Raw genomic sequence first — 25,348 nt, forward strand, 5'->3', positions numbered from 1 at the left:
AGTTCATGGCTTCTAGTAATAAAAACATAACAAGTCAATACAAAAATGGGACCGCTAACAGCTTGCTCGGTTCCGCTTCGCTGCACATTTTAGCAAGCTATTATCGGCCCCTGATTGGGGCGTTATATTCACTCAGAGAGTTCGGTCTAAATGCACTTGGAAAGCGATTTTGCAAATTTACAAATCCAAAAGCCCTTATTTTATAATTGGCCAATTGGACTGCGTTTTGAAATCGGGCCCCCAGACATTGGCACCGGCATAGGTTTAAATGATCTGTATTTTAAAGAGGCTCATAAAAGGTCTGTTGCAATCTTTGAAGCGTGCTTCTCCAAAGATGATGAAATTATTTTTGTTTATCAACAGTATTCTGATGGTCGAAAAAAGATTAGAAAATCTAACTATGTACTAAAGCAGATTTCAAAAAAAGGCATATTTGAACATTATGATGTACGTGACATTTATGAGCTTGAGTATAAATGTACGTGCTGGAAAAGAGTTATCGTGCAAGGACTAAAATGCAGCGATATCAACTACTCAAATATATTGCTTGCTCTAGTAAATACTGACTTCGCTCGGCAGCCGTCGACAAATGGTGAATGTTATTTCATTAATGTCACATCTGGTTTAATTCTCAATTTGTATGATGATCGTGGTATGGATGTAATATCTACGACTTCAGAAGTTTTGAAGCCAATCTATGAGCGTTTTAACGACTGGTTATTAGATTATGACCGGAAAGAGATGGATGCGGTTTTCTCGTGAATATAACAAACAAATTTTATCGCCAGCAAAAAGCGCTGGCTGCGACGTCAACCCGCTGCGCGGCTTTCCGCGCTAAATTTGGGCGTTATATGAAGTATTTCGTATTAATCTTTGCTTCCATTTTCAGTTGCCTGGTTTACGCTGGTAATTGTACGGGTGAAATTGAAAAAGCAACGTCAGAAATAACTTTTAAAGAACTCATAGAGCTTGTTGAGAAAGAAGGCGGAAGTTACAGCACCGTTACACAGGCACTGCAGTCTATTGGAAGCATAGTCGATTTTAGGAGAGGTAATCAGTTCTATCTCTCAAACATCCAGTTCAACCGAATAACCGCATATTTCCATGGTGGTGTTTTAGAGGGTGAATTTATCGGCACATACTTTAGCGGCACATCAGGACTGGGTTCACCTTTTGGTTTGTTTATCGGTTTCGACAACAAGAGTTGTAAGCTGAGGTCGGTATCGTATGACGTGCCATTGTAATATATCGCAGATCGCGACTCCGGTACGGCAAGCATACCGGAGTCGAAGTCAGACCTGACCTGCAATTACTATATATTTGATTTCTTGTTTGCCGCTGTTCGATCTTTAGCAAGCTCAATGACCGCATGCCCCAGTTGTACGAGAGTGCCAAAGTTTGGCGTGGTTTCAGGCTTTAAGGAACGGTAAGCACTGGTGCGACTTTTTATGCCGGCCTTAGCAATAACCTGTCCATGACCAAACTGCTCCACATAAGCGCGAATAACGGCTTGCAGGATATCGGGACGCCCCTCCATCATTGACTCCCAGGAAGCTTGCTTGATTACAGTTTCCATCTCCTGAACGTCAAAACTTAACTCTGTCGGCTTATAAGAGCCCTGCGTAATATCACGCAATGTCGCAGCTGACAGTTCATTACCACTCCAATTTAAAGCGCCGTCACTGGTCAATGAAAAGCGTTTAAAGTCTTTAATTTCGGAGAATGGCAACTTTTTAAAGTATACCGACAAGTCGGCATGCCCCTGGTAACCGTCATTGAAGGTCAGCTCTAATGTGTGGTCTGAAACAAAATCAACATCTATGACTTTCAACATACATCACCTAACTTCCCGGGATTTTCACCGTTCACCGCTTTATTCCACATCACCAGCAACTGTTCACGATGTTCGTAAATGTGGCTTTCAGCTCGTTTTCGTTGTTTATTGGGTCGGTTTATCGTGCTGTATAAACTGTAGCACTGTATCCTAGAAGAGACAAGCGCCATCAATATCTAAACGCATGGCATACCGCAAGACAGGAACAACATCAACTAAAGGTGCTTATTTCACTATCGCAGATCGCGGCTCCGGTACGGCAAGCATACCGGAGTCGAAGTCAGGCTTGCTCTGCAATTACTATAAGATTGTTCGCCTCATATGAGGTTTTTGTTCATCAGCTCGCAGTTTTGCTAGCGGCTTCCTCCAGACAAAACCTCACGATTTTTGCCCTTGTCATTTGCTAGGGCGTGTTGGTTCAACATAGTAAAGGGCGATCTTCCTACAGAGGACTTTCACATCATAAGTTCATGCCCATACCGGGCGTACGCAATAGATTCAAATCGTTAGCTTCGCTCACTGGGACGGGCTAAAGCCCGCCCCTTCACCAAACGTTAAATTGCTATACGAGCCCCTCTTGACTACAATGTATTACAGTGTTTTGGTTGAGAGGGGTATCAGCATGAGTGTTACCACAGTTCGCTTACAGGCAGAGGTTGAGCATCAGTTGGAAGCTATTGCGAGCAGGCTTCATCGGAGCAAAGGATGGGTGATCAATCAAGCCTTATCGGAATACATTGATAAGCAGAATTTACAGCAAGAACGGTGGAAACAAACTTTGGCTGCGATGGAGTCAGCTGCTCAAGGAAAAGTGGTTGACGCTAGTGAAGTACACAACTGGTTAAGCAGTTGGGGTACAGAAAAAGAACAGGATGCGCCGGGGTCTGGTAAGTGAAGCTAGTCTATACCAATGATGCAATCGAAGATTTAAAGCGTTTGCGGGAGTTTATTGCAGTTCATAATCCAACTGCAGCTAGCAAAATAGCGGCAGAATTGATCGCAAAAATGGAGTTGTTGCCAGCATTCCCAAGGATGGGAACGCCGGTTCAGATGGCTCCAGTCCCAGATATCATCCGTGATATGGTTTTTGGAAAATATGTTGTTCGCTATTCTGTTCACGCCAGTGCCGTCATTGTCCTTCGAGTATGGCATGAGCTTGAAAATGAGCGATAGTCAGTTAACAAGTTGTTCACTCAAAGCGACCTATCTCCGCCACAATCTAGCGTCACAGCAACCAAAAGTGCCAATCCCACTATCGCAGATTGCGACTCCGGTACGACAAGCATACCGGAGTCGGAGTCAGGTGTAATTTGCGGGGGTGGGTCTAGGGCTCAAAGTTGTCTTTCTCCGCTACAAATCAGTCGTCACATCAACTAAAAGTGCCAATCCCACTATCGCAGGTTGCGACTCCGGTACGACAAGCATACCGGAGTCGGAGCTCGGTTATGGTTAACCTGGATGATGTTCTGCCACTAACACTGGCAAATGCAGTTACTTCACAGCAATACTGCCATGTTTGCTTTGGGGATAGAGGGTATAGGGTAAGGCCACGGTATCGGCGACTAGCGAGAAACTGCCATTAGTCGGCAGCAAAAAACCAGACCTGGCTAATCAGGCCTGCCTGGACCTCATAGACCACTGCTACCTCATAAGGTTCGTCCCGTAGCCCGGTCACCCGTTCATGATCGATGACTTTATTGCCAACGACCTGCCGGCTTAGTACTGCCGCCTGCAACTTTGGCAGGGTAAAACGCTCGGTAGCATAGAAGTGTGCCAGCGCTTCGCGCCCCTGCAAACTGGGCTCAATAGCCGGCATGCGGTAAATCCGTACATCCGGTGCATAACAGGCAATAAACTCGGCCAGATTATGCTGATTGTAAGCGGCGAGTTGCCGCGCCACCGGCTCAACGACTGACATAGAGCACCAATATCGCCAGCGCGCTAAGTAACAACACGCTAAAGGTCAGTGCCATGCCGATAACCCGGAATTTAAGCGGTTCAGGATCCTGACTCACCCCATAAGCATGGCTTAAGCGACCGAGCAGTAATAATGCGCCCAACAGGTGCAACCAAAGCCCGGCCAAACCGCTATATTCGGCCAGAAATAACAGCAACAGCGCAAAAGGCGTGTACTCGGCAAAATTGGCCTGCACCCGCATCGCCCTTTGCAGTGCACTATGGCCTCCCGAGCCTAATGCCACCTGTAAGCGACGGCGCTGCCGGATCACCGCCACACTTAATACCACAAACAGCACCGCCAGTAAGGCGGCATAGACTGCTGTAATCATAATTTCGCGACTCCCGCAACGTAGAGGTTATTCAGCATAGAACTCTGCTGCCAGTTGTTGTTTAAATTCGGCGCTTTGTTGCTGACAATAGGCAAAGGTTTGCTCCAGAATGGCGGTTTCCAGCTGGCCTTGCTGTTTTAAATTAAAGGCCTGCACAATTAACCGGGTAATTGCCGGCTTTTGTTCCTCACCTATAATCACCGCTTTAAAGTTACTCAGGGTCAGCGGTTGGCCATCCAACAGCGCAAAGCTTTGCACTACGGTGGTAGTCATATCACCACAGGCGGTAAGGTGCGTTGGGGTATTCCCCTCTTCTTCGAAAAACGAATACTCGCGATTCAGCTCAGCCGCACTAAAGCTGGCACAGCGCTGACTTACCTGCGCCATAACGGCGGTTTCGCTGACACCTTGTTGCCATAAACCAAAAGCCTGCTCCGCCATTTGATACAGGGCGCTGCCCGGCAATAAGCCCAGATTATTGGCCGTCAGGTTAAACGGATAACCCATTTGATACCACACAGAGGTACCGTGCACTGCCGCCGGCACCTGTAATTGACATTGTAACTCTGCCGAAACAGCCTGCACCTTACCCACAGCACAGAATAGTCCGGCACTTAACAAGGCCAGTACCACAGCTTTACTCATAACGCGCCCCTGAATGTTGAAAAGCTGTTAACCACTATACAACAGCTAATAGGCATTGCAAGATACTAGCGCTGATCCAAACTGACGCTGGCGAGTACCGTCGCCGGCTGGGTTAGCGGTAAGGCTAAAATGGCACCGGCTGCCGATTGTGGGAAAATACCGGTCAGCGCGGTAAAGTTGACCTGATGGCTAACCAGTACCAGCGGCATCTCGCTGGCCTTGGCAAAGTAGTCCAGCAGGGCCTGAGTTTGCTGTTGGCCGTCACCGCGCCCGGCAAAAAATGAATTCAGCGCCGGCAGCGGTTGCACTGGCGCTATCGCCATTAACTGCGCCGTTTCCAGGCAACGGCACCACTGACTGCTATAAAGCCGGATGTCACCACTGTACTGCTGGCGTAATTTTTGCCCCCAGGCTTTAGCTTGCTGCCGCCCCTGTTGATTCAAATTGCGCTGTGTCTGACAGTCCTGTAACTGAAAACCGGCCGGATCACCGGTACCCGGCGCCAGGGCATGCCGTAGCATTAGTACCGCCTTGCCCTCACGCCAGGCCTGCCAGGCTGCATCATCGGCCATTGCAGCGGTCGAGAGTAGCAATAACCAGCAACAGAATAATGATCGCATCGCAAAATCCCGCTATAAATTATTTAGCTGGTACGACAAAGCTCGGGGGAGAGATTGCTGACATGCGACGAAAAGTATGGCTAAGTTTGCTGGGCGCTATCCTGGTGCTCGCTTATTACTTCTGGCCCAGCAGCCACTATCCGGCACACTTTATCGAGCCGCACCCGGTACTGGCGGCGCCGCCGCACTCGTCGGGCGAGCTACTGCAGGTCAGCGATTTTATTGCCACTACCCCACGTCCGGCCGATCCTTATCCTTATCCGATCGCGCTCGGTGCCGTTGGCCCGGTAACGCCACTGTATTCCGGCAGCCTGCAGTATCCGTTTTATTGCGGCTTTTCGCAGCAGGGGCTGGAGCCACCACAAGTTGATAATCAGCAAGGCTATGGTATTGCCGTGGTGCAGGATAAGCAGCAGCTGGGTTACAGCCAGGATTGCCTGCACCCCAGCCGTTTGCTCTGGTATCGGCTTACGGCTGATAATCAGGTGCTGCCTTATCAGGGCGAACCTTTGGGCGACGATGAGCAGCTGGTCCGGGTCGAGTTAGGTACCCTGCTGCGCTTTTTTTACTTTGTGGTGATGCCGGTTAATGCCGCTGAATACGGTGAGCGCGACAGTGCAGAGCGTTGGAATCAGCAGCTGATTTATCAGTTTCATGGCGGTGTAGGTATCGGTTTTCGGCAAGGCAGCATTAATCTGGAGCGGATGATTGCCAACCGCGCCGCCCAACTGCGGCAGGGTTATGCGGTACTTAGCAGCAGTGCCAACCGCACCAGCCACACCTACCATTTTTTGCGCGCCGAAGAGGTGGCGGTCAGGCTGAAACGCCATTTTGAAAGTTTGTATGGCAAACCGCGGTTTACCATTGGCATCGGTGGCTCTGGTGGCGGCATTGCACAATATTTACTGGCACAGAACGCGCCCGGTTTGCTCGACGCCGCTATCGCACAATACAGCTATCCGGATATGCTGAGCCAGGTCGTCTATGCCCTCGACTGCGACCTGCTGCATAACTATTACTACTTTACCGCCAGTGATAAGGCCAGCTGGCAAAGTATGGCACAGCGCCAGCTAATAGAAGGGCTTAGCACCAGTGAGCAGCAGAGCGTAAGGTTTCGCTGGCAAATCAGCGCCACACAGCTACTGGCCGGACAATGGCCCACCCCGGCACGAGGCGCCAGCCAGTGCATTAACGCCTGGTTTGGTTTATCTTCGATGGTGCATAACCCGCATCAGGGCCGCTTAAAACCCTTTACCAGTGCAGAGTTGCGGCAACAAACCCATTGGAGTTACTGGCAGGATCTGGTCGAAATTTATGGCCGGGATCAGCACGGCTTCGCGCATAGCCTGTGGGATAATAGCGGCGTGCAGTATGGCTTGCAGCCGCTGCGTAACGGCCAACTGAGTGCCCGGCAATTTCTGGAGCTTAATGCCCGTATCGGTAGCTGGCTGCCAGCGGCACAGATGCAGCCTGAAAAAGTACGCTTTATCCGCCAGCTGGATCTGCCGCTTTGGCTTAGCAGCTTTGGCCGGCATAATATTAGCCAGCCTGAATCTAACGCGGCAGATTTTCAGGTGGCGCCCCGCTATCGTACCGATACCGCCGCCATTAACCGCGCTTATCGCTATGGCCAGCTGTTTCTCGGTAAGGCGCAGATCCCAATTATCGATTTACGCCACTATCTGGATCCGGTGCTGGATATGCATCATCTGGAACCGTCCTTTATGGCCAGACAACGCCTGGCGATGCAGGGAAATGACGATTGGCAGCGGATCTGGGTCAGCCACCCGGACTATACGCCGGTGGCCGCAGCTTTTGCCGCCTTAGAGCAGTGGCTGCAACAAGGTATTGCGCCGGACAGTGCCAGTGACCGCTGCTTTGCTGCCGATGGCAGCCTGATTGCCGCAGGTACAGCGGTATGGCAGCCCAATGGCAGCTGCTCCAGGCACTACCCGCCGCTCAGTAATAGCCGACGCCAGGCCGGGGCACCGACACATGGCTTACTCCTGCAATGCCGGTTAATACCGGTTGCCGATTTTATTGCCGCCGGGCACTATCAACCGGTTGAAATGACGCCATATTTGCCGGAATTACAGCAAATCTTTCCAGATGGCGTATGTGATTATCAACAAGGCGACAACGGCTGGCCGGCGGAGTGGCCGGCACTGGCAGAATAAATTTTCAACATTAATTGGCAGTTCAGGCCAGATGTACCACACTGATAACTAAGCTTTATTGCACAAGGACGTTCAATGCAAAGACGCACCGCCGCTGTTACAACTGTCTCACTGTTCTTACTGCTGTTACTTGGCCTGTATCAACTGGCGTCATCACGGCAGTACCAACTGTTTGGCGAGCTGATCGCCCGGGTGGAAACAGAACAGCCGTTAATTGCCCTCACCTTTGACGATGGCCCCTCTGAGCGTTATACCGCCGAGGTGGTTGAACTGCTGGCACGCTATCAGGTGCCAGCCACGTTTTTTGTCACCGGCCATGAGCTCGCGCGCCATCCAGAGCAAGGCCGCTTGCTGGTGCAGGCCGGGCATCAGTTAGGCAATCATAGCTACACCCATAAGCGTATGTTACTGGTATCACCGGCTACCGTGGCGTCAGAACTGGAGCGCACCGATCAGCAAATCCGGCAGGCCGGTTTTACTGACGAGATCCAGTTTCGGCCACCTTACGGCAAAAAGCTGTTTAGCCTGCCCTGGTATCTTAGCCGGCAGCAGCGTAAAACCATTATGTGGGATTTAGAGCCCGAGTCCGAGCCAAAGCTGGCAGCGGATCCAGAGGCGATGGCGGCGGCGGTGATTGCCAACGCCCGCCCCGGTAGTATTATCCTGTTACATGTGATGTACCAAAGCCGGCAAAGTTCGCGCGAGGCACTGCCGCTCATTATTGAGGGGCTGCAGGCGAAAGGTTATCGCTTTGTCACCGTCAATGAACTATTGCAAAACCGCAACCCGGCCTGACAGCGACAACGAATCCAGAAATTATCGTGACTAGGCAAAGCCATAAAGTCGCGTTAAACTCGATTTACTAATGTTTTCGTAGGGATGCGGCTATGCCGTCAGTTGGACGCATCAGTTCTCAGCTCGGCTTACAACTGGCGCTGATGCTAGCTTGGATACTGCTTTATCAGAGTGCGGAGTTGCTGGAGTACAGCCCCCATGCCAGCTTATGGTATCCGCCGGCTGCGTTGAGTTTTGCCGCCTTAACCCTGTTTGGCTTAAGAGCCTTCCCGGCTTTGCTACTGGTTTGCTTTCTGGTAAGCGTATGGCATTTTCAGCGTTTTCATCCGGCCGAGCAGATCCCTTACACCGCTGCCATCTTGCCAGCGATGGCGCATAGTCTGAGCTACCTGCTGGGCGCCCTATTGTTGCGCATCCTGATCCAAAGTGGCCGGGTTAATTACTCCGGCACTCTGGTTGCTTATTTGATCCTGGCGGCGATTGCCGCCTTGCTTGCCGCTTACAGCGGTGCCTGGTCTTTACAGCTGGCCGGTGTCATTGAACAGAGCGAGCGCCTGGCGATCTGGCTGGGTTGGTGGATTGGCGATCTGGTAGCCATTTTGTCACTGAGCCCGTTTCTGGTACTGCTACTTGATCGCTTTACCGGTAAAACTATTGCTGCGCAGGCGCCCTGGTTGCTGCAACATGGTCATGGCCCCCGACACAGCTTCCTGCTAAAACTCGTCCTGTGTCTGTTGCTACTCACCTTTAGCATGTTGCTGGCCCATCAGGTTCGGGCGCAGGAAATTACCTTTCTGATCCTGTTCTTAAGTTTACCGGCGATGTGGCTGGTTTATACCGAATCGATTTGGCGCAGCTTTAGCGGCCTGGCGGTGATCAGTCTGGCGATTGTGTTACTAACGGCCTTACTGGAGCTGGATAGTTATGCCGCCATTTATCAATTTACCATTGCGATGATCGCGGTTGCCATGTTGTATGGCACTGCAGTGCCCTTATTGCAGAATACCAATCAACAGTTACAACGCAGCCTGCATACCGATCCGCTAACCGGCGTGCTAAGTCGGCAAGGTTTTATCGAGCAGGCCAATTTACTGTTAGGCCGGGCCGGGCGTCGCAAAGATAAAGTCTGTTTAGCGGTGCTGGATCTGGACCATTTTAAACAGGTGAATGATTTACTGGGGCACCAGATCGGTGACGAAGTACTACAGCAGGTATGTCAAACCTTACAGCGTCAGTTGCGACAGCAGGATCTGCTGGGGCGTTTCGGCGGGGATGAGCTGATGCTATTGTTGCCCGATACCGATACCCGCGAAGCCAGTAAAATCTGTGAGCGTTTGCGCCTTAGCATCGAACAATTGCATATCGCAGCAGCCGGACAACAGGTTACTGCCAGCTTCGGTATCTGTGAACAGCAAACCGATGAAAGCTTTAACCAATTGTTCGCCCGGGCTGACAAAACCTTAATGCAGGCGAAACAACGTGGCCGTAACCGCATTGAAACCATTTTGGCGGATTAGTCCGCTACTGATTAAAGGAAATCCCGCTATGCCGTCTCTGAAAACCTATCCACTCTGGCTTGCCGCTTTGCTGTTAACCGGCTGTAGTAGTCTGGATCAGGCCGGCTGCGTCAATGCAGACTGGCGCACCCTGGGCTTTGAAGATGGCATTAAAGGCCGCAACGAAAGCCAGATCCGGCAATACCGGCAAGACTGTGCCAAACACGGTATCGCGCCGGATCTGGATGCTTACCGCGCCGGACATTTCGAGGGCTCAGCACAATTTTGTACCGCCAAAAATGGCTTTGCCCAGGGCAGCAGCAACCAAAGTTATCAGAACAGTTGTCCGGCTGAATTTGCCAGTGCCTTTATGGTCGGTTATCGCGATGGTCAGACCCTCTACCAGGCCAGAAGCCAGTTAGATGGTGCGCGCAGCGAATTACGCAAGGTGCAGCAGGAACTGCAACAACTGGAAATAACCATTAGCCAGTTAAATGAGCAGTTGGTTGCCGATGGCCTGAGTCGTGAGCAACGGATTAAGATCCGCGATGAGCTAGCCAAACTAAATGAAAGCCTGGGACAGGCCAATCTGGTGAGAGATGAGCTGGCGGCGGCTATCATCGTCTATCAGAACGAATTTAGCCGCCTGCAGCAACACTTTAGCTACTAGACCCTAGTACTCACGCACCACCCGGGCAGCCAGACTGGCATTTTCCAGCTTTAGCTGTACCGGCTGACGCAGGATAATTTTACCTTCCACACGCGAGTCAGCACTGATGGTCAGGGTCGGTTGCTTGCTGTCATCTTTACCAAACCAGCCGCTTTGGCGTTTACGTTCAGCATAAATCAGATCGCCCTTTACCACTGTCCCTGCCAGCAAACTAATATTGCCGTTGACGGTTTGCAGCTTGCCACCGACTTCGCTGCCACTGAGGCGGATACTGCCATTGACCGTACTGATATCGGCTTTGATGGTCGAGCCCGCCGCCGTTTCAATACTGCCGTTCACTGTGCTTAAACCGCGTTGTACCGTTAAATTTTGCCCTGCTTTAATACTGCCATTCACCGTTTCGGCACTGTCAATCTGTACCTGCTCCGCCAGACGGATGCTGCCATTAACGGTAGAGACTTTGCCCGCCCGGCTTTGTTCATTCAGGCTAATACTGCCATTTACCCGCGAAATATCACCTTGCTGCGCCGTACCCTGATAACTACTGTTGGTTTTTTCCGCGGCGTCGACCACGACAATGCAGCCACTTAACAGACCACTTAACACTAATACCGGCACTAACCATAGTTTTTTATTTTTTACGTTATGCATTTTATTATTCGCCTCTGTTTTAAGCTTGTTGATTGCTATCAACCGGTTAATGCAAATTTATGGCCAAAATTTATAGCAAGTAAAAACAGATGCTTATACTGCACCAACTCAGCAGGCTGCCAGGTCAAAACCACTATTTAGTAAAAATCACCAAGTTTTAGCCAGCTTATAACCACTCCAGCCGCCGCTCTGGCCAATACATCACGGCACTGCGACTTTGCAGCAGCGGCAATAATGCCGGTTCCTGTTCGGCAATCACGGTTTTAGCAAACTGACAAAAAAACGCGGCCTTTAACTCAGCGCGGCGCCGGTCAATACCGGCCTGTTGATAAGGTACCGAGGCCAGCAGTAATACACCATCTGCCGGGATCCGCTGCTGCTTAATATTATTGAGGATGATCGCGGCGGCCTTTTTCACCGGCTGCGACAGGTCCGGGCTAAAGGGGCCGATAATAAGGGCAATATTAGGCACATGCAAAAAATCAAAGCCTCGCCCCAGACAGAGCATCCACTCCCGATGCTCAATATCCAGCTGCCGCCGTTGTTGCCGCTGCAAGGCGCTGTGCCACAAATTACCAAGCAACAGCGGTAGTAAATCGCGCTGCATCGCCGCTGGCAATAACGGGCAGAGCTGTTGCAACAAAGCCGGTAACTGCGGACTCAGGTCCGGACTGTACTGGCTTAAATCCAGCATCCGGCCAGTACTGCCATGCAATACCAGCGCGTCGCTGTCGGTTTCAAAACCAACTACCAGCGCATAACACTGCTCACTGGCGGCAAAAATGCTCTGTAGCTGGTCGCGGATCTGCAGCGCTTGCGCCAGTGCGGCATCACGATCATGTTGAAAGCCGGCACAGCCGCGCTCTCTGGCACCGGCTGAGAAATGATAGCTAATCAGTACCAGCACCGGCCTGCCTTGCGCCAGCGCCTGATTGATATCATCGCACAACAAATCGCCCAGATACGGCCAGCCGAGGTTAAAAATGCCACCCAAATTGCGGTAGGGCTGAATAATCCCCAGCGGCGTTTGGGTAGCATGCGGCAAATGGATCCGGCCATCCATACATTTTAGCGCAATAATTTTAGTCGGATGCTGCGCCAGATAGGCCTCGCGGGCAGCGGTGCCGGCAATAAAGGCCGCACTATGCCGGCTGGCTAACTGCTCCAGCCAGCTTAGCCGGTCTGTAAAGGGTTGTTGATGCAGCTCTGGGGTAGCGTCTGACATAGGGCATCCGTTAAGTTAAGCTGCATTAACCATAACAGAACAATAGCAGGGCTTGTTGGCGCTTGCTGCTGCAACTTTAGTCGAGGTACTGCGTTTGTCACTACCCGTTTTGGCTAACTGGGCAATAGTAAAATTTTATGGCAGGCTAAGGCATATTGATGTTTGCGGATTCAGCTTAAAAAAGGAACGGAGTAATGCGCTGTGGTTTGTTGTTAGGAGCAGTATTGGGTTTAGCGGCCTGCGGTAAGCCCGCCCCCGAGCCGGAGCTAGCGGCACGTTTCACGCCGGAACAGCAGCAATTGCTGCAGCAGGGCAGCCTGCGTGCCCGCAGTTGCGCCGCGTGCCATGGCGCTAATGGTATCTCGCGCCAGGCGTTATATCCCAGTCTGGCTGGCTTGCCAGAGGCACAGCTGGCTGAGGCATTGCAGCAATATCGCGATGGCAGTCGCAAACATGCGTTAATGAGCCCGCAGGCGCGCGGCCTGACCGATGACGATATTGCGCTGCTCGCCGCTTATTATGCGCTGTTGCCCAGCCCTAGTCAGCCATAAACAGCGCCAGCAAGTCCTCGGCATTCCCCTGCCATAGCTGGCCCTTGCCGCTGCTAAGCAGTTGATCGGCCAGTCCCTGCTTGTATTGCTGCAGTTGTTGGACTTTTTCTTCTACCGTATTGCGGGCAATCAGTTTGTACACAAAGACCGCTTTATCCTGGCCGATGCGGTGGGCGCGGTCGGTGGCCTGATTTTCTGCCGCCGGGTTCCACCAGGGATCATAATGGATCACGGTGTCGGCAGCCGTCAGGTTCAGGCCGGTACCACCGGCTTTTAAACTGATTAAAAAGACTTCTGTTTCACCCCGTTGAAAGGCATCAATTTGTTGCTGCCGGTTTTTGGTCTGGCCGGTTAACTTACTGTAACTGATGCCGAGAAATTGCAGCTCTTGCTCAATCAGGTGCAGCATGCTGGCAAACTGGCTGAATAACAGTACCCGCCGGCCTTCTTCAATCATTTCCGGCAGATTCTCCCGCAACCAACTGAGCTTGGCGTTATGCCGCACCAGCTGCGCCTGCTCGATCGGTACCAGGCGGGCATCACAGCAGGCCTGACGCAGTTTCAGCAAGGCATCCAGAAACTCGATCTGGCTGGCGGCAACGCCTTTACGCAAAAACAGCTCCCGTACCTTGGTTTCCATAATCAAGCGGATACTTTCATACAGGTTGCGCTGATCGGCTTCCAGCTCCAGCAGCTGGACAATTTCGGTTTTCTCGGGCAACTCCGCGGCCACCTGACGTTTGGTGCGGCGCAGCATAAAGGGAGCCACTTTTTGTTTTAATGCCTGTGCCCGCTCGGTATCGGCATGCTTCTCAATCGGTTTGCGATACACCTGGGTAAAGTGGGCTTCGGTGCCAAGCAGCCCCGGCAATACAAAGTCAAACAGTGACTTTAATTCACCCAGATGGTTTTCCAGCGGCGTGCCCGACAAGGCCAGGCTAAAGTCGCGTTTTAACGCCCGCACGCTCTGTGCGGCCTGACTGCCGGCATTTTTAATATGCTGGGCTTCATCCAGCACCACCACACTAAAGGCGCGCTGCCGGTACAGCGGCAGATCCCGCACCAGCAGCGGATAGCTGGTCACCAGCACATCGAACTCTGCCAGTTGCTCAAATAAAGGCCGGCGTTTGGCACCGTAAATTTGCAGGACCCGCAGCGCCGGGGTAAAACGCGCCGCTTCATTCTGCCAGTTGCCGAGTAATGAGGTCGGACAAACGATCAGCGCCGGCTGGGTTAAACGCCCTTGCTGCTTTTCGTGCAACAAGAAACTTAAGGTTTGCAGGGTTTTACCCAGGCCCATATCATCGGCCAGAATGCCGCCCAGGCCAAAGTGGCGTAAAAACACCAGCCAGTTTAAGCCCTGCTGCTGATAGCTGCGCAGTGTCGCCTGCAAACCTGTTGGCAGCGGCACTTCACTGATACCCTGAAAATTGTGTAACTGCTCGTTCAGACGCTGCAGGCGGTTGGCATTCAGATACTGAATCTCCGCCGCGCCGGGTGGCGGCAGGATCGCGGCTTTATAGTCTGGTAACTCTAGCGTTAGCGGCGATTTCTGTAAGTTCAGCAGCTCAACGATGGTATCAATCAGCGGCTGAATTAACGCCATCGGGATCGCCAGTTTGCCCTGCGGCAGACTCAGCCAGATGGTTTCACCGGCGGTGGGCAGGCCATAATGCCGCAGATACTGGCTAATTAACGGTAATAACGGCACCTGCTGACCACTGACATCGACCTGGATCGCAAGCTCAAAACCGCTGTGTTTACCGTCACTGACCTGTAAATAGGGCTTGGCATCCAGAATTTGCAGATTAAAGTCACTGTCCTGCTCAATGCGCCAGCCTTGTTGCCGCAGTTCGGGCAAGGCTTCCAGCAACGGTTGCCATAGCTCTGGATTATCCGGCCCTTCCCCTATTGAGAAGGCGCTTAGCGTATTCGCCGGTGCCGGCAGTTCACAACTGACCAGCCCCAGTGCCAGCAACTGCTCTAAAGCGGCCACTTCCACGCCACGCTGGCGTAGCACAAAGATACTCTGCGCCGCCGTTACGATCTCGGTTTGCCGCTGCTGTAAATTCAGCGGCAGCCGGTGGGCACCATAATCAAAGGCCAGAATAGCGACGGGTCTGGCCGGCATTTTCGGTTGTTGCACCCGCATTTGCAGTGCCAACACCGGTACCGGTGCCACATCCAGCTGACTGGCGGCTGCGCCCTCCGGCAGCGGTAAGGTGACTGCCGGGAATAGCTTTTGCAGCTGGCCCAGCCGCTGGGTTAGCTGTGCCGGCGGGATCAGTGGCATCTTACTCAGTAGCTTTAACTCGCGCCCCGTTAATGCCGTATCCAGCGGGCCCAGTTCATAATGATCGGTATTGATAAAACAGGGGGGGTCAGTAAAGATTGGCTGGTTCGCCTCGTCTTCTGCGATCTGACACTGCAGCCGTTGTCCACCACTGCTGGCCTGCCAGCTCAGTTGCAGCGGTCGCGCCTCCTGCCAGCTTAAGGGTTGCCGGGCCTCGCCAAAATAGCAGCGGCCGGTTGCCAGAAACGCCTGTAACAACTCATAACCCCAGCGGCCCTCAAGCAAATGCTGATCCTGTTGATTGTGGGAGCGGAATAATGTCAGTAAGCGGTAGTCTTCTTCGGCCAGCCAGCTTGGCGGCTGTGGCGCGACCAGATCGTACTTACCCAAAGGCTGGCCTTTACTGTAGCCGCCTTTTTTCAGCACCTTGACCCGTCGCGGATAGAGCTGCAAACCACTTTGGCCATAACTCAGTAAATACAGGATACTCTCTTCGCTGCTGGCAGCATCAGGTTCACGTACTCTGGCCACTTCAGCAAACCAGTTATCCAGCTGCAACAACGGCATTTGTTTGATCCGCAGTTGCTGCTGCGCATAATCGCGCTTTAAGCGCAGCAGCACGGCCAGCACATGCTTACAGCGGCCGCCGACCGGGCAACTGCAGCTATCTTCTAACTGCCAATGCCCTTGTTGTTCACGCAGACTGATTTTTTGCCGGTAAGGGGCAAAACCGGCGCCCCACACCTGGGCGCTGATTTGACTCAGATCGTCGTTGTATTCCAGTTTCAGCACTTTACCGGCCTGCAGATAAGCGCGGGCACGATGGACCGTCGCCGGATCAAACCACTGCAGCAGTTTGGCATCCGACAATGGAAAATTGGTATCAACAGGATCTTGCTCAGACACGTTTTTCTCGGCGTAACACAACAGGCAAAAGACCTATGCTACCGTAAAGGCAGCACAGACCAAAGCCTAAATAACCAGAAATCAGAAAAAGTAGGTCAGTTGCAGCGCAAGATAATCATCACGACGCAACCAGAACAGCGCATCTTGCGGGTTATTACTCTGAAATAGCCAACCGTTCAGGCTTAACCGCAGGCTGTCAGTCAGGCGCAGGGCGCCCTCCAGCTTGATGCTGCGGCTTTGTCGCTGATCCAGATCCTGCAGCACGCCAAATAAAAACTCGGTGCCGGCAATATCATTCAGCGCCAGCCGCCAACCGAAGAACAGATCATTCTGCCCCGGCAGGGTCGCGGCCTTGCCGCGGCTATCGTACTGATATTCGGCAATCCAGCCCAGATCCCAGCTTTGCCCAAAGACGCCGACCCGGGTGTATTCAAAACCACCGGTGGCGGCAACATAGTCAAAAGGCCCACTACGGCGGTAAATCGACTCCAGCTTCCAGAGCCAGTCGCCCTGCACCCATGACAAATCCAGTCCGTACTGCTCCATCTGGTAATAAAGTGGTCGTAACCCGGCGTTTGCGGTAGGTACTAAAACCGGCTCGCGGTTATTACCACTAAAAAAACTCAGCCCCAGATCCAAACCGGCAAAGCGCTGGCTATAGCGCAAGGCAAAGTCCAGATTGTGTTTACCGGAGCTGGATTCATACCAGGCCAGGCCATGGTTTACCGGCAGCGGCGGACTAAGCCGGCCCTGTGGTGAGGGAAATAAGCGCTCGCGAAAATACGGCAGTACAAACAGATCCAGGGTGCCGGCATTACCACTGCGTCTAAGCTGCAGCATCGGCTGCCCCAGTTTAGCTTCCAGTTCAACGCCGGCGACTAAATCGCTTTGATTCAGTACATCCACCAGATGTTGTGATTCGGTTACCCCCCAGAATAGCGTATCGATACCGGCTTTAAATTCCCAGCCATCACCGATATAGCGCCAGTAAGCCTGCTGTAAATCGACCAGATTGCTGTCGCTGTCAGATCTGTGCCAGCGTAAATACGGCTCCAGATTAAGCTGATGCTTGCGACTGGCATCTTCATACGACCATAGCGCGCGATAACTTAACAGCTGCTGCGAACGATCGGCGGCGGCCAGGCCCCGGCTGGCAAAAAAGCGTTGCTCAAAACCCAACTCCTGCTGTAACCGGCTGGAACTGCTGGCAACTTGTGCTGCCTGTGCGGGTGTTACTGCAGGAGACGGCGCAGGACGGGGTGTTGTTGCCACAGGTTTAGCCGGTTGTGCCGGAGGGCGGATTGGCTGCGGTACTGCCACGGCTACCTCAGGCTCCGGCGCCGTGGCAACGGCTTCAGGTTTAGCCGGTTGAGCAGCCGCTAAACGGGTCGGTAATTGTTGCTTCGCCAGTTCGCCGTAATACCATTGATGCGCCTGTTCCGCCGGAGTGGCCAGCATTTGCTCGCGGCTTGGCACCTTTAACTGAGCGCCTTTTAATAAATAATGCAAATTCTGGTCGCGAAAAGCGGCCGGGTTGTGCTGCCACAGCGCATAGATCACCTGCGGCATCGTTACCTGCTCATCGGGGCGCGCCGCCAGCGCCAGCCGCCAGAGTGTCGTATTGGCATCGACCGGCCCCAAGGTGGCAGCCTGGGCCGGCTGTTGTAATGCCCACGCCAGCAAAACAATACAGCTAGTGCGACCTAACATCATCACTCCCTAGCGTGCCCGCTCTAAGGCAGCGACATCAAAGTCTGCTGCACTGCGGCCAGTATTAAAGCGGATGCTTTCCAGCAGCAAGTCGGTACTTTTGCCGGTTTGCTGGTTTTGCATACTCAGCTTGTGCGCCCGCCAGAACTTATCCAGATACTGCCGGTAATCACTCAACTCCAGAATTTTCAGCAGGCTTTGTTTCTTGTCGTAATACTCTGCGCGCATCACGCGGTAATGTTGCTGATCTACCCAGACCAGAATCTTGCTATAGCCAGAAAAACTATCGGTTGGCGTTTGTTCAACCACATAGCAGGTCAGCTCAGCGCAGGGCTCATCCCGCAAATAGTTAAAACTGAATTTCTCCAGCTCAAAGGACGTCATATCTTCATAGGCAAACTCACTGGCCATAAAGGGCCCGGATTTATTGCGGCTGGCAATCCGCCGTGTCCGTTTCACACTGGGTAAATATAACCATTGGTCATCTTCAGCAGTGGGATGGGAATGGGTTAGAAAAGCCGAACCGCGCACATCCAGCGGCTCATCAAAAATGGTCAGGCTTTTATCACCATCGCCCTGCACTTCCAACGCCAGGGTGCGCATGCGGCGTACACTTTCCCGGCCCTGAGCAGTGCGCAGCACCATCTGCAGTTCGCTTTCACTGTCACCCCAACCGCGGTCACGCGCCTTTTGCTCGGTGGCGATCGCCAGGCCTTTCTCAGCATCTGCCTGCGCCAGCGGCATGCACAGCAGGCTTACGGCTAAAAACCAGCCAGAGGCCATACCGAGACGACTAGATTGGCGGGTGGTGTCAGCTGTGTTTTGTTGTTGCCGGACTAACATCGGCAGTTCTCCCTGATTTGTCGAGCTTGAGTAAACAAGCGGGTAAAAAGAATAGATCAACCAGCAGGGCAATCAAAATAATCCCTGAGGTCAGCAGGCCCATATCGGAGTTAAGCCGGAAACCGGAAAACATCAGCACTGAAAAACCGGCTACCAGTACCAGCGTGGTAATACAGAGCGCCCGGCCAACACTGTGAAAAGCATAGCGCACTGCCTGCTCGCTGTCCCGCCCCTCTTCCCGCGCATGGCGGTACTTACTGAGAAAATGTACGGTATCATCGACAATGATCCCCAGGCTCATGCTGGCCACGACCGACAATGCCAGGTTAATTTCCCCCACCAACAGCCCCCATAAACCAAAACCGATAACTGCCGGCACCAGATTCGGAATAATGCTGATCAGACCGAGACGCCAGGAACGCAAGCTAACCAGCAATAGCGCTGAAATCAGCAGTAAGGCTAACGGCAAGGTGGTTAACATTGAGGCCATATTACGCTCGCCGATATAGGCAAACATCAGGGCGGCACTGGCAGCGGACAGCTGATAGTCCGGCCAGTTAGCGGCAAAATAAGCCAGCGCCCGCTGCTCCAGCGCAATTAATTCTTTGCTGCCAAGGTTATACAGTGTTGCGGTTAAACGGGTAGCGCTTTTATCGATATTCAACTGATTGTTCAGATCCAGGCCAAACGGCAAGGACATTTCATATAACAATAAGTACTGCGCCGCCTCTGCTGCTGTTTCCGGCAGGCGGTAAAAGGCCAGGTCATCCTGATGCATATTTTTATTCAGCCGCTTCAGCACATCACTGAGCGTATTGACATGCATCACTTCCGGCTGCTCTGCTAACCAGTTGCTGAAGCTTTCCAGTGCCTGCAATAATTCCGGCTGATTAACAGCGCCGGCAACGCCACCATTAAGCGCAAAATCAATACTGGTAAAGCCACTGAGGTTTTGTTCCATAAAGTCATTCGCCTGGCGGAAACTGGTGCTGCTGGCAAAGTACTTATTCGGTTCGTCATTAATTTTGTTCAGGCTAAGCAGCGCAGAGCAAAGCAGCGTCAGCAGCACAAAGCCCCATAATACCGGGCGCTGACGCCGGATCACCAACTCTGCCAAGCGGTCCAGCATGGCCGAGCCTTGCCGTACCTTAGCGGCTTTAAGCGGCAATACACTCATCATAATCGGCAATAGGGTCAGGCTGAATACGCATGCCAGCATTACGCCAAGTGCGGTCAAGTTGCCCAGATCGCGCAAAATAGGCACTTCGGAGAAATTCAGTGTTAAGAAGCCAATGGCGGTGGTGACACTGGTAATCACTACCGGTTGCCAGTTACGCTGCAAACTATAGTGGATCGCCTGGGTTTTCGTTTTGCCCTCGCCGAGCGCAAACTGCATCGATGCTAGCAGGTGTACCGAATCAGCAACCGCCAGCGTCATCAGGATGGTTGGCACATTGACGGTCGCAGTGCTCATGAAAATCCCGAGCCAGCCGGCAATGCCCAGCGTGCTGGTTACCGTGACCAGAATAATCAGCAGGGTCGCCAATGCCGCCGCAACGGAGCGTAATAACAAGGCCAGTAACAGCACTATTGCCAATAACATAATCGGCACCAGGCTGCGGACATCCTGCTCAGCCTCAGAGGCAAAGGCATAATTCAGTGCCACGATACCGGTATGATAAAACTCAACCTGCGGGTAGCGCTCTGCGAACTGGGCAGATAACTCAGTGACAAAACTCCAGATCTCGGTAACCTGTTGCTGCTGCGTCGGCTCAGGTAATTGCATTGTGATATTGATTGCCGTCACGGCACCGTTGGGCGCAATCAGCCGCTTGACCAGGGTCGGTTCAGTAATGGCGACCTGACGGATCGCCGCCAGGTCGCTGGCAGAAAGTGGCTCGGCGGGCACCAGATCGGCCACGACCAGATCGTCGGCCTCGGCTGTGGTGTGCTGATAATTACTCAGCGAGTCTACCCGGATCGAATAGGGCGTTTGCCAGGCAGCCTCGGTATATTCCTGTACTAACTGCAGTATCTCTGGTGTAAAGACGTCACCGCTGCGCGGGGCTATGCCGATCAGAATATTGTCGCTTTTGTTAAATTCCAGCTGCATCTGTTCAAAGGCTTGCAGCTGTGGATTATCTTTGGCAAAAAAGATCCGATAATCACCGCGGAAATACAACTGGCCCAGCCCGATGCTGCTTAATACGATAAAACAAAGCGATAGCGCCAGAATTAACCAGCGGCCGCGCAGGATCAGAGGCTGAACTGAAGCCATAGGGCGTACTCCATTACCGCTTACTCCATCTTTAAGAATGTGGTTAAAGTGTATATCGGAATTATCGGCCTGCCGCTGAAAAACTACAAAATTTCTGTTTGTTGAATGGCTTGCCACGGCTGGCCGGCGTCAACCGCCATTACACGCCCTAAAAACTTGCATTTATTTAACATTAAAATAAACTTTAACCAGGCGTAGCTTGCAGGGAGCAACGATGTCACTGGCGATTATCTACAGCCGGGCCCGCTATGGTCTGGCCGCCCCCTTGGTCACAGTAGAGGTGCACCTGAGTAATGGCTTACCGGCTTTTCAGCTGGTCGGCCTGCCGGAAACCTCGGTAAAAGAAGCCCGGGACCGGGTACGCAGCGCCCTGCTAAACAGTGGGTTTCAGTTTCCGGATAAACGTATTACCGTTAATCTGGCACCGGCTGACTTGCCGAAAGAAGGTGGCCGCTTTGACCTGGCGATTGCCCTGGGAATTATCGTCGCGTCTGGCCAACTCCCAGAAAAATGCAGCGATCACTTCGAATTTTGTGGCGAACTGGCGCTATCCGGCGAAATAAGACCGATCCTTGGCGAGATCCCGCTGGCGATTGCCAGCCGCGACGCCGGCCGTGCCGCCATCCTGCCAATGAGCAATGCGCAGCAAGCACAGCTGATCCCGGATGCGGCGGTGCATGGCGCTACCCATCTGCTGCAGGTACATAGCTTCTTACTGGCGCAGCAAGCCCTGCCACCGATACCGCCATTACCGGTACGACAACGTCACGCACTGCCGGATCTGGCCGATGTTAAAGGCCAGCAGCAGGCGAAACGGGTGCTGGAGCTGGCCGCTGCCGGTGAGCATAATTTACTGATGTTTGGCCCGCCCGGTACCGGTAAATCAATGCTGGCACAGCGCTTGGCCGGGATCTTACCGCCCTTAACCGAGCAGGAAGCCCTGGCCGCAGCTGCCGTGTATTCCATCGCCGGTATTGCCCGCGATCATCAGGATTGGCAACAAAGGCCTTTTCGGGCGCCGCATCATACCGCCTCGGCTGTAGCTCTGGTTGGGGGTGGCTCAGTGCCAAGGCCCGGCGAAATTTCGTTGGCACAGCACGGCGTGCTGTTTCTCGACGAACTGACCGAATTTCCGCGCAAGGTGCTGGATGTACTAAGAGAGCCACTGGAAACCGGCAAAATTCACGTGTCGCGGGCGGCGCGTCAGGCGGAGTTTCCGGCACAGTTTCAACTGGTGGCGGCACTGAACCCGAGTCCGACCGGTCATCACGAAGATGGCCGCGCTAATCATGGCGAAATCCTGCGCTATCTGAACCGCCTGTCAGGCCCGTTTTTAGAACGTATTGAATTGCAAATCGAGGTGCCGTTGTTGCCGGCTGGAAGCCTGAGTCAACCGCAAGCCGAAGAGAGCAGCAAGGTAGTACAACAGCGGGTGCTGGCGGCGCGAAACCTACAGCTGAACCGCCAGGGTAAAGCCAATGCCCGTTTGCAGGGGCAGGAGCTGGACCAGTTTTGCCGACTTGGCCAAAGCGATGCCGATTTCCTCGAGCACACCCTGTTAAAGCTGAAACTTTCGGCCCGTACCTACCACAAGCTGTTAAAAGTTAGCCGTACTATCGCCGATTTACAGCACAGTAGCAGGATCGAACGCCCCCATTTGCTGGAGGCGCTCAGTTACCGGGCACTGGACCGCTTATTACAATACCTGAAACAATAAGTCCTGCACCGCGGACTTACTGAATACCACGCTGTAATTTCCATTTCAGGGTCTGGCCACCGAAAAATGGCACTATCGGATTACCGTTTGGCAGCATAATTTCGGCCGGCACCTGCCATTCCTGTTGTACCAGCGTAATAGTGCCGCTGTTGCGCGGTAAACCATAGAAATCCGCACCATAATGGCTGGCAAAGGCTTCCAGCTTATCGAGGCAGCCCAGCTCGTCAAACACCTGCGCATATAACTCGATCGCGCTATGCGCGCTGTAGCAGCCGGCACAGCCGCAGGCCGATTCTTTACGGTGCTTTTCATGAGGCGCCGAGTCGGTACCGAGGAAAAACTTGGCTGAACCGCTTGCCACCGCAGCCCGCAGCGCTTCCTGATGGGTGCGGCGTTTTAATACCGGCAAGCAGTAGTTATGCGGCCGGATGCCGCCGACTAACATATCGTTGCGGTTTAACAGTAAATGCTGTGGTGTAATAGTCGCCGCCACATTAGCTGAGGCTTCGGCGACAAAGCTGGCGGCGTCAGCAGTAGTAATATGCTCAAACACCACCTTTAGTGACGGCAAGCGGGCAACGATATGCTGCAAATAGCGATCAATAAATACTTTCTCACGGTCAAAGATATCAATCTCGTGATCAGTCACTTCGCCGTGGATCAGCAGCAACATACCCGCTTCGGCCATTGCCTCAAATACCGGGTATAAGGCATCCAGTGCCGCGACACCTGAGCTGGAGTTTGTCGTCGCACCGGCCGGATATAACTTAGCCGCCACGACCCCTGCCGCTTTGGCTTGCTGAATATCGGCTTTGCTGGTTTTGTCGGTTAAATATAAGGTGACCAGCGGCTCAAAGCGGCTACCGGCCGGGCGCGCCGCCAGAATACGTTCGCGGTAGGCGACTGCCATCTCGGCCGTAGTGACCGGCGGCACTAAATTGGGCATCACGATAGCGCGTTGAAACACCCGTGCCGTGGCCGGTACGGTTTCCAGTAACATATCGCCATCACGAAAATGCAGGTGCCAATCATCAGGGGTTTGCAGCGTTAAAGTCGTCATCGGTAAGCTCCGGCCGGCTGGAAAAGTTGCGCTATGATAGCAGGGATAGCGCAGCGACGAAATTACTGCCCGGGCTTTTTCAGTGGCAGCCGGGTCTGCTACACTGACTGACAGTATGTGCCATAAGATAAACCCAAATGTAAGCCAGGTTGCGATGGCAGCCGATTAGGAAAACCGACCATGTCTGATTTTGACCTTGATTTAGATCACCTGGATTTTGATGCTGCCGAAGACTCTGTCGCGGCTCAGCTAGCGGCCGCTGCCGCAGCACCGGCCGAACCACAATTTGGCGACGACGACGACGAGTGCAGCGGCGGCGCCTGTAAAATTTAACGGCGTAACGCCCTGGCCCAGAGTAAAGACGCCAGAATACAGAGAGTACCGGCCAGCATCAGCAGCGAGAATGGCAATGCCGTGCCGGTATACAGCAAGCCCAATAAGGGACCAGCCAGCGCGCCACTACCAAAACGCAGGGTGCCAATTACTGCCGTCGCCGTGCCGCTGTGCTGTGGAAACTGCATCAGGATCAGCGCATCGGCATTGGTCGCAATCAGGCCTAAACTGGCCATTAAGGGTGCAATACTGGCGACGGTATACCACAGCCCCAGCCCGGCAGCATTGACGCCGCTAAGCGTGGTCGCCGCCAACAGCGCCAGCACTAATCCCAGTGTCAGCATCCGCTGTGGCCCGAGGCGGGTCACCAGGCGACTATTAATATAATTCGCCAACATCAACGACGACACATTCAGGCCAAACAACAGCGCGAATAACTGCTCGCTGACACCAAAATAACTGATATAGACAAAAGACACGGCCGTGAGAAAGGTAAAAAAGCTAAAGGACGCAAACATCGAAATGGCAATAAAGGGCCAGGCTGAGCGGTTAGCAAACACCTGCTGATAGCCACTGAAAAATGCCGGCCGGGCGCTATTGCCACTTTGTTGCTTAATCTCTGGTAAAAAGTGCCAGCACAGCAACAGCATAATGGCGGCATACAATGCCAGCAACGAAAAGATATGCTGCCAGTGGGTGACATACATCACGCCGCTGCCAATTGCAGGTGCAATCAGCGGCGCCAGCATCATAATCATCGACACATAAGACATACCCTTAGCAGTATGCTGTTGGTAAAGATGCCGCACTATACCGGGGATCACCACTGTGGCTGCCGCACCACAAAATGCCTGTAACGCACGCCAAAGCAAGAAACCTTCAATACTGCTTACCAGACTCAGCGCCACACTGGCGCCCAGAAAGCCGGTTAAGCCAAACAGCGCCAGCGGACGGCGCCCAAGCATATCGGCCAAGGGCCCAAATAACAGCATCCCCAGCGCATAGGCAGCCAGATAGATACTCAGCGACTGCTGCACCAGAGCATTAGTCGTCTGCAGTTCTTTTGCCATTAACGGCAGCGCCGGCAGATACATGTCAATCGCCAGCGGCGTGATTGCGATCACCGCAGCCAGCAACATCACGATCCGCAGCGAAGGTAAAGCAGTGTTCATCAGAACCCGTACCCCAAAAAGTGCCATCATAACCAATACCGGCTCAGGCCGGTAATTTTTGCGGCTTTTCACATGGCTTTTGCG

At 53.0% G+C, this 25,348-nt stretch carries 24 protein-coding genes; 11 read left to right on the plus strand and 13 right to left on the minus strand.

Going from position 1 to position 25,348, the window contains the following annotated elements:
* The first annotated feature begins 150 nt into the window (after nucleotides 1-150).
* Complete coding sequence (locus tag H1D31_RS15535) at nucleotides 151-762, plus strand: DUF3885 domain-containing protein (protein ID WP_261259734.1); 612 nt, start codon at nucleotides 151-153, stop codon at nucleotides 760-762.
* The gene (locus H1D31_RS15540) at nucleotides 759-1,244 is read left to right on the plus strand and encodes a hypothetical protein (protein WP_261259735.1); all 486 of its coding nucleotides are present in this window, start codon (nucleotides 759-761) and stop codon (nucleotides 1,242-1,244) included. The genes H1D31_RS15535 and H1D31_RS15540 overlap by 4 nt, the downstream gene beginning before the upstream one ends.
* A 68-nt stretch (nucleotides 1,245-1,312) precedes the next feature.
* On the opposite strand, the gene H1D31_RS15545 is transcribed toward H1D31_RS15540, so the two are convergent.
* On the minus strand, nucleotides 1,313-1,834 hold the full coding sequence (locus H1D31_RS15545; protein WP_261259737.1) for a DUF2442 domain-containing protein: 522 nt from the start codon (nucleotides 1,832-1,834) through the stop codon (nucleotides 1,313-1,315).
* Nucleotides 1,835-2,456: 622 nt separating this feature from the next.
* Here H1D31_RS15545 and H1D31_RS15550 point away from each other — a divergent pair.
* Together H1D31_RS15550 and H1D31_RS15555 are read left to right on the plus strand one after the other, a co-directional pair.
* Nucleotides 2,457-2,729 (plus strand): CopG family ribbon-helix-helix protein, encoded by a 273-nt coding sequence (locus H1D31_RS15550; protein ID WP_261259738.1) that lies wholly within the window; start codon nucleotides 2,457-2,459, stop codon nucleotides 2,727-2,729.
* The gene (locus H1D31_RS15555; protein WP_039924833.1) at nucleotides 2,726-3,007 is read left to right on the plus strand and encodes a type II toxin-antitoxin system RelE/ParE family toxin; all 282 of its coding nucleotides are present in this window, start codon (nucleotides 2,726-2,728) and stop codon (nucleotides 3,005-3,007) included. The genes H1D31_RS15550 and H1D31_RS15555 overlap by 4 nt, the downstream gene beginning before the upstream one ends.
* A gap of 406 nt (nucleotides 3,008-3,413) precedes the next feature.
* On the opposite strand, the gene H1D31_RS15560 is transcribed toward H1D31_RS15555, so the two are convergent.
* From H1D31_RS15560 to H1D31_RS15575, 4 genes are all read right to left on the minus strand, one after another.
* Nucleotides 3,414-3,752 carry a nuclear transport factor 2 family protein gene (locus H1D31_RS15560; RefSeq protein ID WP_261259739.1) on the minus strand — a complete coding sequence of 113 codons (339 nt, stop codon included), beginning with the start codon at nucleotides 3,750-3,752 and terminating at the stop codon, nucleotides 3,414-3,416.
* Nucleotides 3,739-4,122 (minus strand): MAPEG family protein, encoded by a 384-nt coding sequence (locus H1D31_RS15565; protein WP_261259740.1) that lies wholly within the window; start codon nucleotides 4,120-4,122, stop codon nucleotides 3,739-3,741. Before H1D31_RS15565 ends, H1D31_RS15560 begins: the two co-directional genes overlap by 14 nt.
* A gap of 27 nt (nucleotides 4,123-4,149) precedes the next feature.
* Entirely contained in the window at nucleotides 4,150-4,767 is a 618-nt protein-coding gene (locus tag H1D31_RS15570) for a hypothetical protein (protein ID WP_261259741.1), read from the minus strand.
* Nucleotides 4,768-4,832: 65 nt separating this feature from the next.
* Nucleotides 4,833-5,387, minus strand: a complete 555-nt coding sequence (locus H1D31_RS15575; protein ID WP_261259743.1) for a histidine phosphatase family protein — start codon at nucleotides 5,385-5,387, stop codon at nucleotides 4,833-4,835.
* Nucleotides 5,388-5,449: 62 nt separating this feature from the next.
* On the opposite strand from H1D31_RS15575, the gene H1D31_RS15580 reads away from it, so the two are divergent.
* The 4 genes from H1D31_RS15580 to H1D31_RS15595 all read left to right on the plus strand — a co-directional run bounded on the left by H1D31_RS15580 (nucleotide 5,450) and on the right by H1D31_RS15595 (nucleotide 10,525).
* Nucleotides 5,450-7,564 (plus strand): DUF6351 family protein, encoded by a 2,115-nt coding sequence (locus H1D31_RS15580; RefSeq protein WP_261259745.1) that lies wholly within the window; start codon nucleotides 5,450-5,452, stop codon nucleotides 7,562-7,564.
* Nucleotides 7,565-7,639: 75 nt separating this feature from the next.
* Nucleotides 7,640-8,359 carry a polysaccharide deacetylase family protein gene (locus tag H1D31_RS15585; protein WP_261259747.1) on the plus strand — a complete coding sequence of 240 codons (720 nt, stop codon included), beginning with the start codon at nucleotides 7,640-7,642 and terminating at the stop codon, nucleotides 8,357-8,359.
* 92 nt (nucleotides 8,360-8,451) lie between these two features.
* Entirely contained in the window at nucleotides 8,452-9,876 is a 1,425-nt protein-coding gene (locus H1D31_RS15590) for a sensor domain-containing diguanylate cyclase (RefSeq protein WP_261259749.1), read from the plus strand.
* A 28-nt stretch (nucleotides 9,877-9,904) separates the two neighbouring features.
* Nucleotides 9,905-10,525, plus strand: a complete 621-nt coding sequence (locus H1D31_RS15595) for a DUF2799 domain-containing protein (RefSeq protein ID WP_261259751.1) — start codon at nucleotides 9,905-9,907, stop codon at nucleotides 10,523-10,525.
* Between the two features lie 3 nt (nucleotides 10,526-10,528).
* On the opposite strand, the gene H1D31_RS15600 is transcribed toward H1D31_RS15595, so the two are convergent.
* Both H1D31_RS15600 and H1D31_RS15605 read right to left on the minus strand, forming a co-directional pair.
* Nucleotides 10,529-11,176, minus strand: coding sequence for a hypothetical protein (locus H1D31_RS15600; protein ID WP_261259753.1), 648 nt, complete (start codon nucleotides 11,174-11,176; stop codon nucleotides 10,529-10,531).
* 166 nt (nucleotides 11,177-11,342) lie between these two features.
* A complete protein-coding gene (locus H1D31_RS15605; RefSeq protein ID WP_261259754.1) occupies nucleotides 11,343-12,401 on the minus strand; it encodes a carboxysome shell carbonic anhydrase in 1,059 nt (352 codons plus the stop codon).
* 194 nt (nucleotides 12,402-12,595) lie between these two features.
* Here H1D31_RS15605 and H1D31_RS15610 point away from each other — a divergent pair, with 194 nt between their 5' ends.
* Entirely contained in the window at nucleotides 12,596-12,952 is a 357-nt protein-coding gene (locus tag H1D31_RS15610; RefSeq protein WP_261259755.1) for a c-type cytochrome, read from the plus strand.
* Here H1D31_RS15610 and H1D31_RS15615 read toward each other — a convergent pair.
* The 4 genes from H1D31_RS15615 to H1D31_RS15630 all read right to left on the minus strand — a co-directional run bounded on the left by H1D31_RS15615 (nucleotide 12,939) and on the right by H1D31_RS15630 (nucleotide 20,982).
* Nucleotides 12,939-16,151 (minus strand): DEAD/DEAH box helicase, encoded by a 3,213-nt coding sequence (locus tag H1D31_RS15615; RefSeq protein ID WP_261259756.1) that lies wholly within the window; start codon nucleotides 16,149-16,151, stop codon nucleotides 12,939-12,941. The two genes, H1D31_RS15610 and H1D31_RS15615, sit on opposite strands and share 14 nt — an antisense overlap.
* A gap of 81 nt (nucleotides 16,152-16,232) precedes the next feature.
* Nucleotides 16,233-17,861 (minus strand): FimV family protein, encoded by a 1,629-nt coding sequence (locus H1D31_RS15620; RefSeq protein WP_261259757.1) that lies wholly within the window; start codon nucleotides 17,859-17,861, stop codon nucleotides 16,233-16,235.
* 9 nt (nucleotides 17,862-17,870) lie between these two features.
* Complete coding sequence (locus tag H1D31_RS15625; protein WP_261259758.1) at nucleotides 17,871-18,704, minus strand: outer membrane lipoprotein-sorting protein; 834 nt, start codon at nucleotides 18,702-18,704, stop codon at nucleotides 17,871-17,873.
* A complete protein-coding gene (locus H1D31_RS15630) occupies nucleotides 18,673-20,982 on the minus strand; it encodes an efflux RND transporter permease subunit (protein WP_261259759.1) in 2,310 nt (769 codons plus the stop codon). The genes H1D31_RS15625 and H1D31_RS15630 overlap by 32 nt, the downstream gene beginning before the upstream one ends.
* A gap of 214 nt (nucleotides 20,983-21,196) precedes the next feature.
* Here H1D31_RS15630 and H1D31_RS15635 point away from each other — a divergent pair, with 214 nt between their 5' ends.
* On the plus strand, nucleotides 21,197-22,699 hold the full coding sequence (locus H1D31_RS15635) for a YifB family Mg chelatase-like AAA ATPase (protein ID WP_065955408.1): 1,503 nt from the start codon (nucleotides 21,197-21,199) through the stop codon (nucleotides 22,697-22,699).
* Between the two features lie 16 nt (nucleotides 22,700-22,715).
* On the opposite strand, the gene pyrC is transcribed toward H1D31_RS15635, so the two are convergent.
* Nucleotides 22,716-23,759 (minus strand): dihydroorotase, encoded by a 1,044-nt coding sequence (gene pyrC, locus H1D31_RS15640; RefSeq protein WP_065955409.1) that lies wholly within the window; start codon nucleotides 23,757-23,759, stop codon nucleotides 22,716-22,718.
* Between the two features lie 180 nt (nucleotides 23,760-23,939).
* Between pyrC and H1D31_RS15645 the strand changes: the two genes are divergently transcribed.
* Nucleotides 23,940-24,092, plus strand: coding sequence for a hypothetical protein (locus H1D31_RS15645; protein WP_176714600.1), 153 nt, complete (start codon nucleotides 23,940-23,942; stop codon nucleotides 24,090-24,092).
* Here H1D31_RS15645 and H1D31_RS15650 read toward each other — a convergent pair.
* Nucleotides 24,089-25,294 (minus strand): multidrug effflux MFS transporter, encoded by a 1,206-nt coding sequence (locus H1D31_RS15650; protein WP_261259761.1) that lies wholly within the window; start codon nucleotides 25,292-25,294, stop codon nucleotides 24,089-24,091. The genes H1D31_RS15645 and H1D31_RS15650 overlap by 4 nt on opposite strands.
* Between the last annotated feature and the right edge of the window lie 54 nt (nucleotides 25,295-25,348).

This window comes from Alishewanella sp. BS5-314, from assembly GCF_025377695.1.
Classification (GTDB): Bacteria; Pseudomonadota; Gammaproteobacteria; order Enterobacterales; family Alteromonadaceae; genus Alishewanella; species Alishewanella aestuarii.

Coding starts and splice junctions, on each gene's coding strand:
- pyrC (WP_065955409.1), bottom strand. CDS start 23,759: ATGACGACTTTAACGCTGCAAACCCCTGATGATTGGCACCTGCATTTT.
- H1D31_RS15610 (WP_261259755.1), top strand. CDS start 12,596: ATGCGCTGTGGTTTGTTGTTAGGAGCAGTATTGGGTTTAGCGGCCTGC.
- H1D31_RS15565 (WP_261259740.1), bottom strand. CDS start 4,122: ATGATTACAGCAGTCTATGCCGCCTTACTGGCGGTGCTGTTTGTGGTA.
- H1D31_RS15580 (WP_261259745.1), top strand. CDS start 5,450: ATGCGACGAAAAGTATGGCTAAGTTTGCTGGGCGCTATCCTGGTGCTC.
- H1D31_RS15570 (WP_261259741.1), bottom strand. CDS start 4,767: ATGAGTAAAGCTGTGGTACTGGCCTTGTTAAGTGCCGGACTATTCTGT.
- H1D31_RS15585 (WP_261259747.1), top strand. CDS start 7,640: ATGCAAAGACGCACCGCCGCTGTTACAACTGTCTCACTGTTCTTACTG.
- H1D31_RS15545 (WP_261259737.1), bottom strand. CDS start 1,834: ATGTTGAAAGTCATAGATGTTGATTTTGTTTCAGACCACACATTAGAG.
- H1D31_RS15645 (WP_176714600.1), top strand. CDS start 23,940: ATGTCTGATTTTGACCTTGATTTAGATCACCTGGATTTTGATGCTGCC.
- H1D31_RS15590 (WP_261259749.1), top strand. CDS start 8,452: ATGCCGTCAGTTGGACGCATCAGTTCTCAGCTCGGCTTACAACTGGCG.
- H1D31_RS15620 (WP_261259757.1), bottom strand. CDS start 17,861: ATGTTAGGTCGCACTAGCTGTATTGTTTTGCTGGCGTGGGCATTACAA.
- H1D31_RS15630 (WP_261259759.1), bottom strand. CDS start 20,982: ATGGCTTCAGTTCAGCCTCTGATCCTGCGCGGCCGCTGGTTAATTCTG.
- H1D31_RS15550 (WP_261259738.1), top strand. CDS start 2,457: ATGAGTGTTACCACAGTTCGCTTACAGGCAGAGGTTGAGCATCAGTTG.
- H1D31_RS15600 (WP_261259753.1), bottom strand. CDS start 11,176: ATGCATAACGTAAAAAATAAAAAACTATGGTTAGTGCCGGTATTAGTG.
- H1D31_RS15625 (WP_261259758.1), bottom strand. CDS start 18,704: ATGTTAGTCCGGCAACAACAAAACACAGCTGACACCACCCGCCAATCT.
- H1D31_RS15605 (WP_261259754.1), bottom strand. CDS start 12,401: ATGTCAGACGCTACCCCAGAGCTGCATCAACAACCCTTTACAGACCGG.
- H1D31_RS15575 (WP_261259743.1), bottom strand. CDS start 5,387: ATGCGATCATTATTCTGTTGCTGGTTATTGCTACTCTCGACCGCTGCA.
- H1D31_RS15650 (WP_261259761.1), bottom strand. CDS start 25,294: ATGATGGCACTTTTTGGGGTACGGGTTCTGATGAACACTGCTTTACCT.
- H1D31_RS15635 (WP_065955408.1), top strand. CDS start 21,197: ATGTCACTGGCGATTATCTACAGCCGGGCCCGCTATGGTCTGGCCGCC.
- H1D31_RS15595 (WP_261259751.1), top strand. CDS start 9,905: ATGCCGTCTCTGAAAACCTATCCACTCTGGCTTGCCGCTTTGCTGTTA.
- H1D31_RS15535 (WP_261259734.1), top strand. CDS start 151: ATGCACTTGGAAAGCGATTTTGCAAATTTACAAATCCAAAAGCCCTTA.
- H1D31_RS15560 (WP_261259739.1), bottom strand. CDS start 3,752: ATGTCAGTCGTTGAGCCGGTGGCGCGGCAACTCGCCGCTTACAATCAG.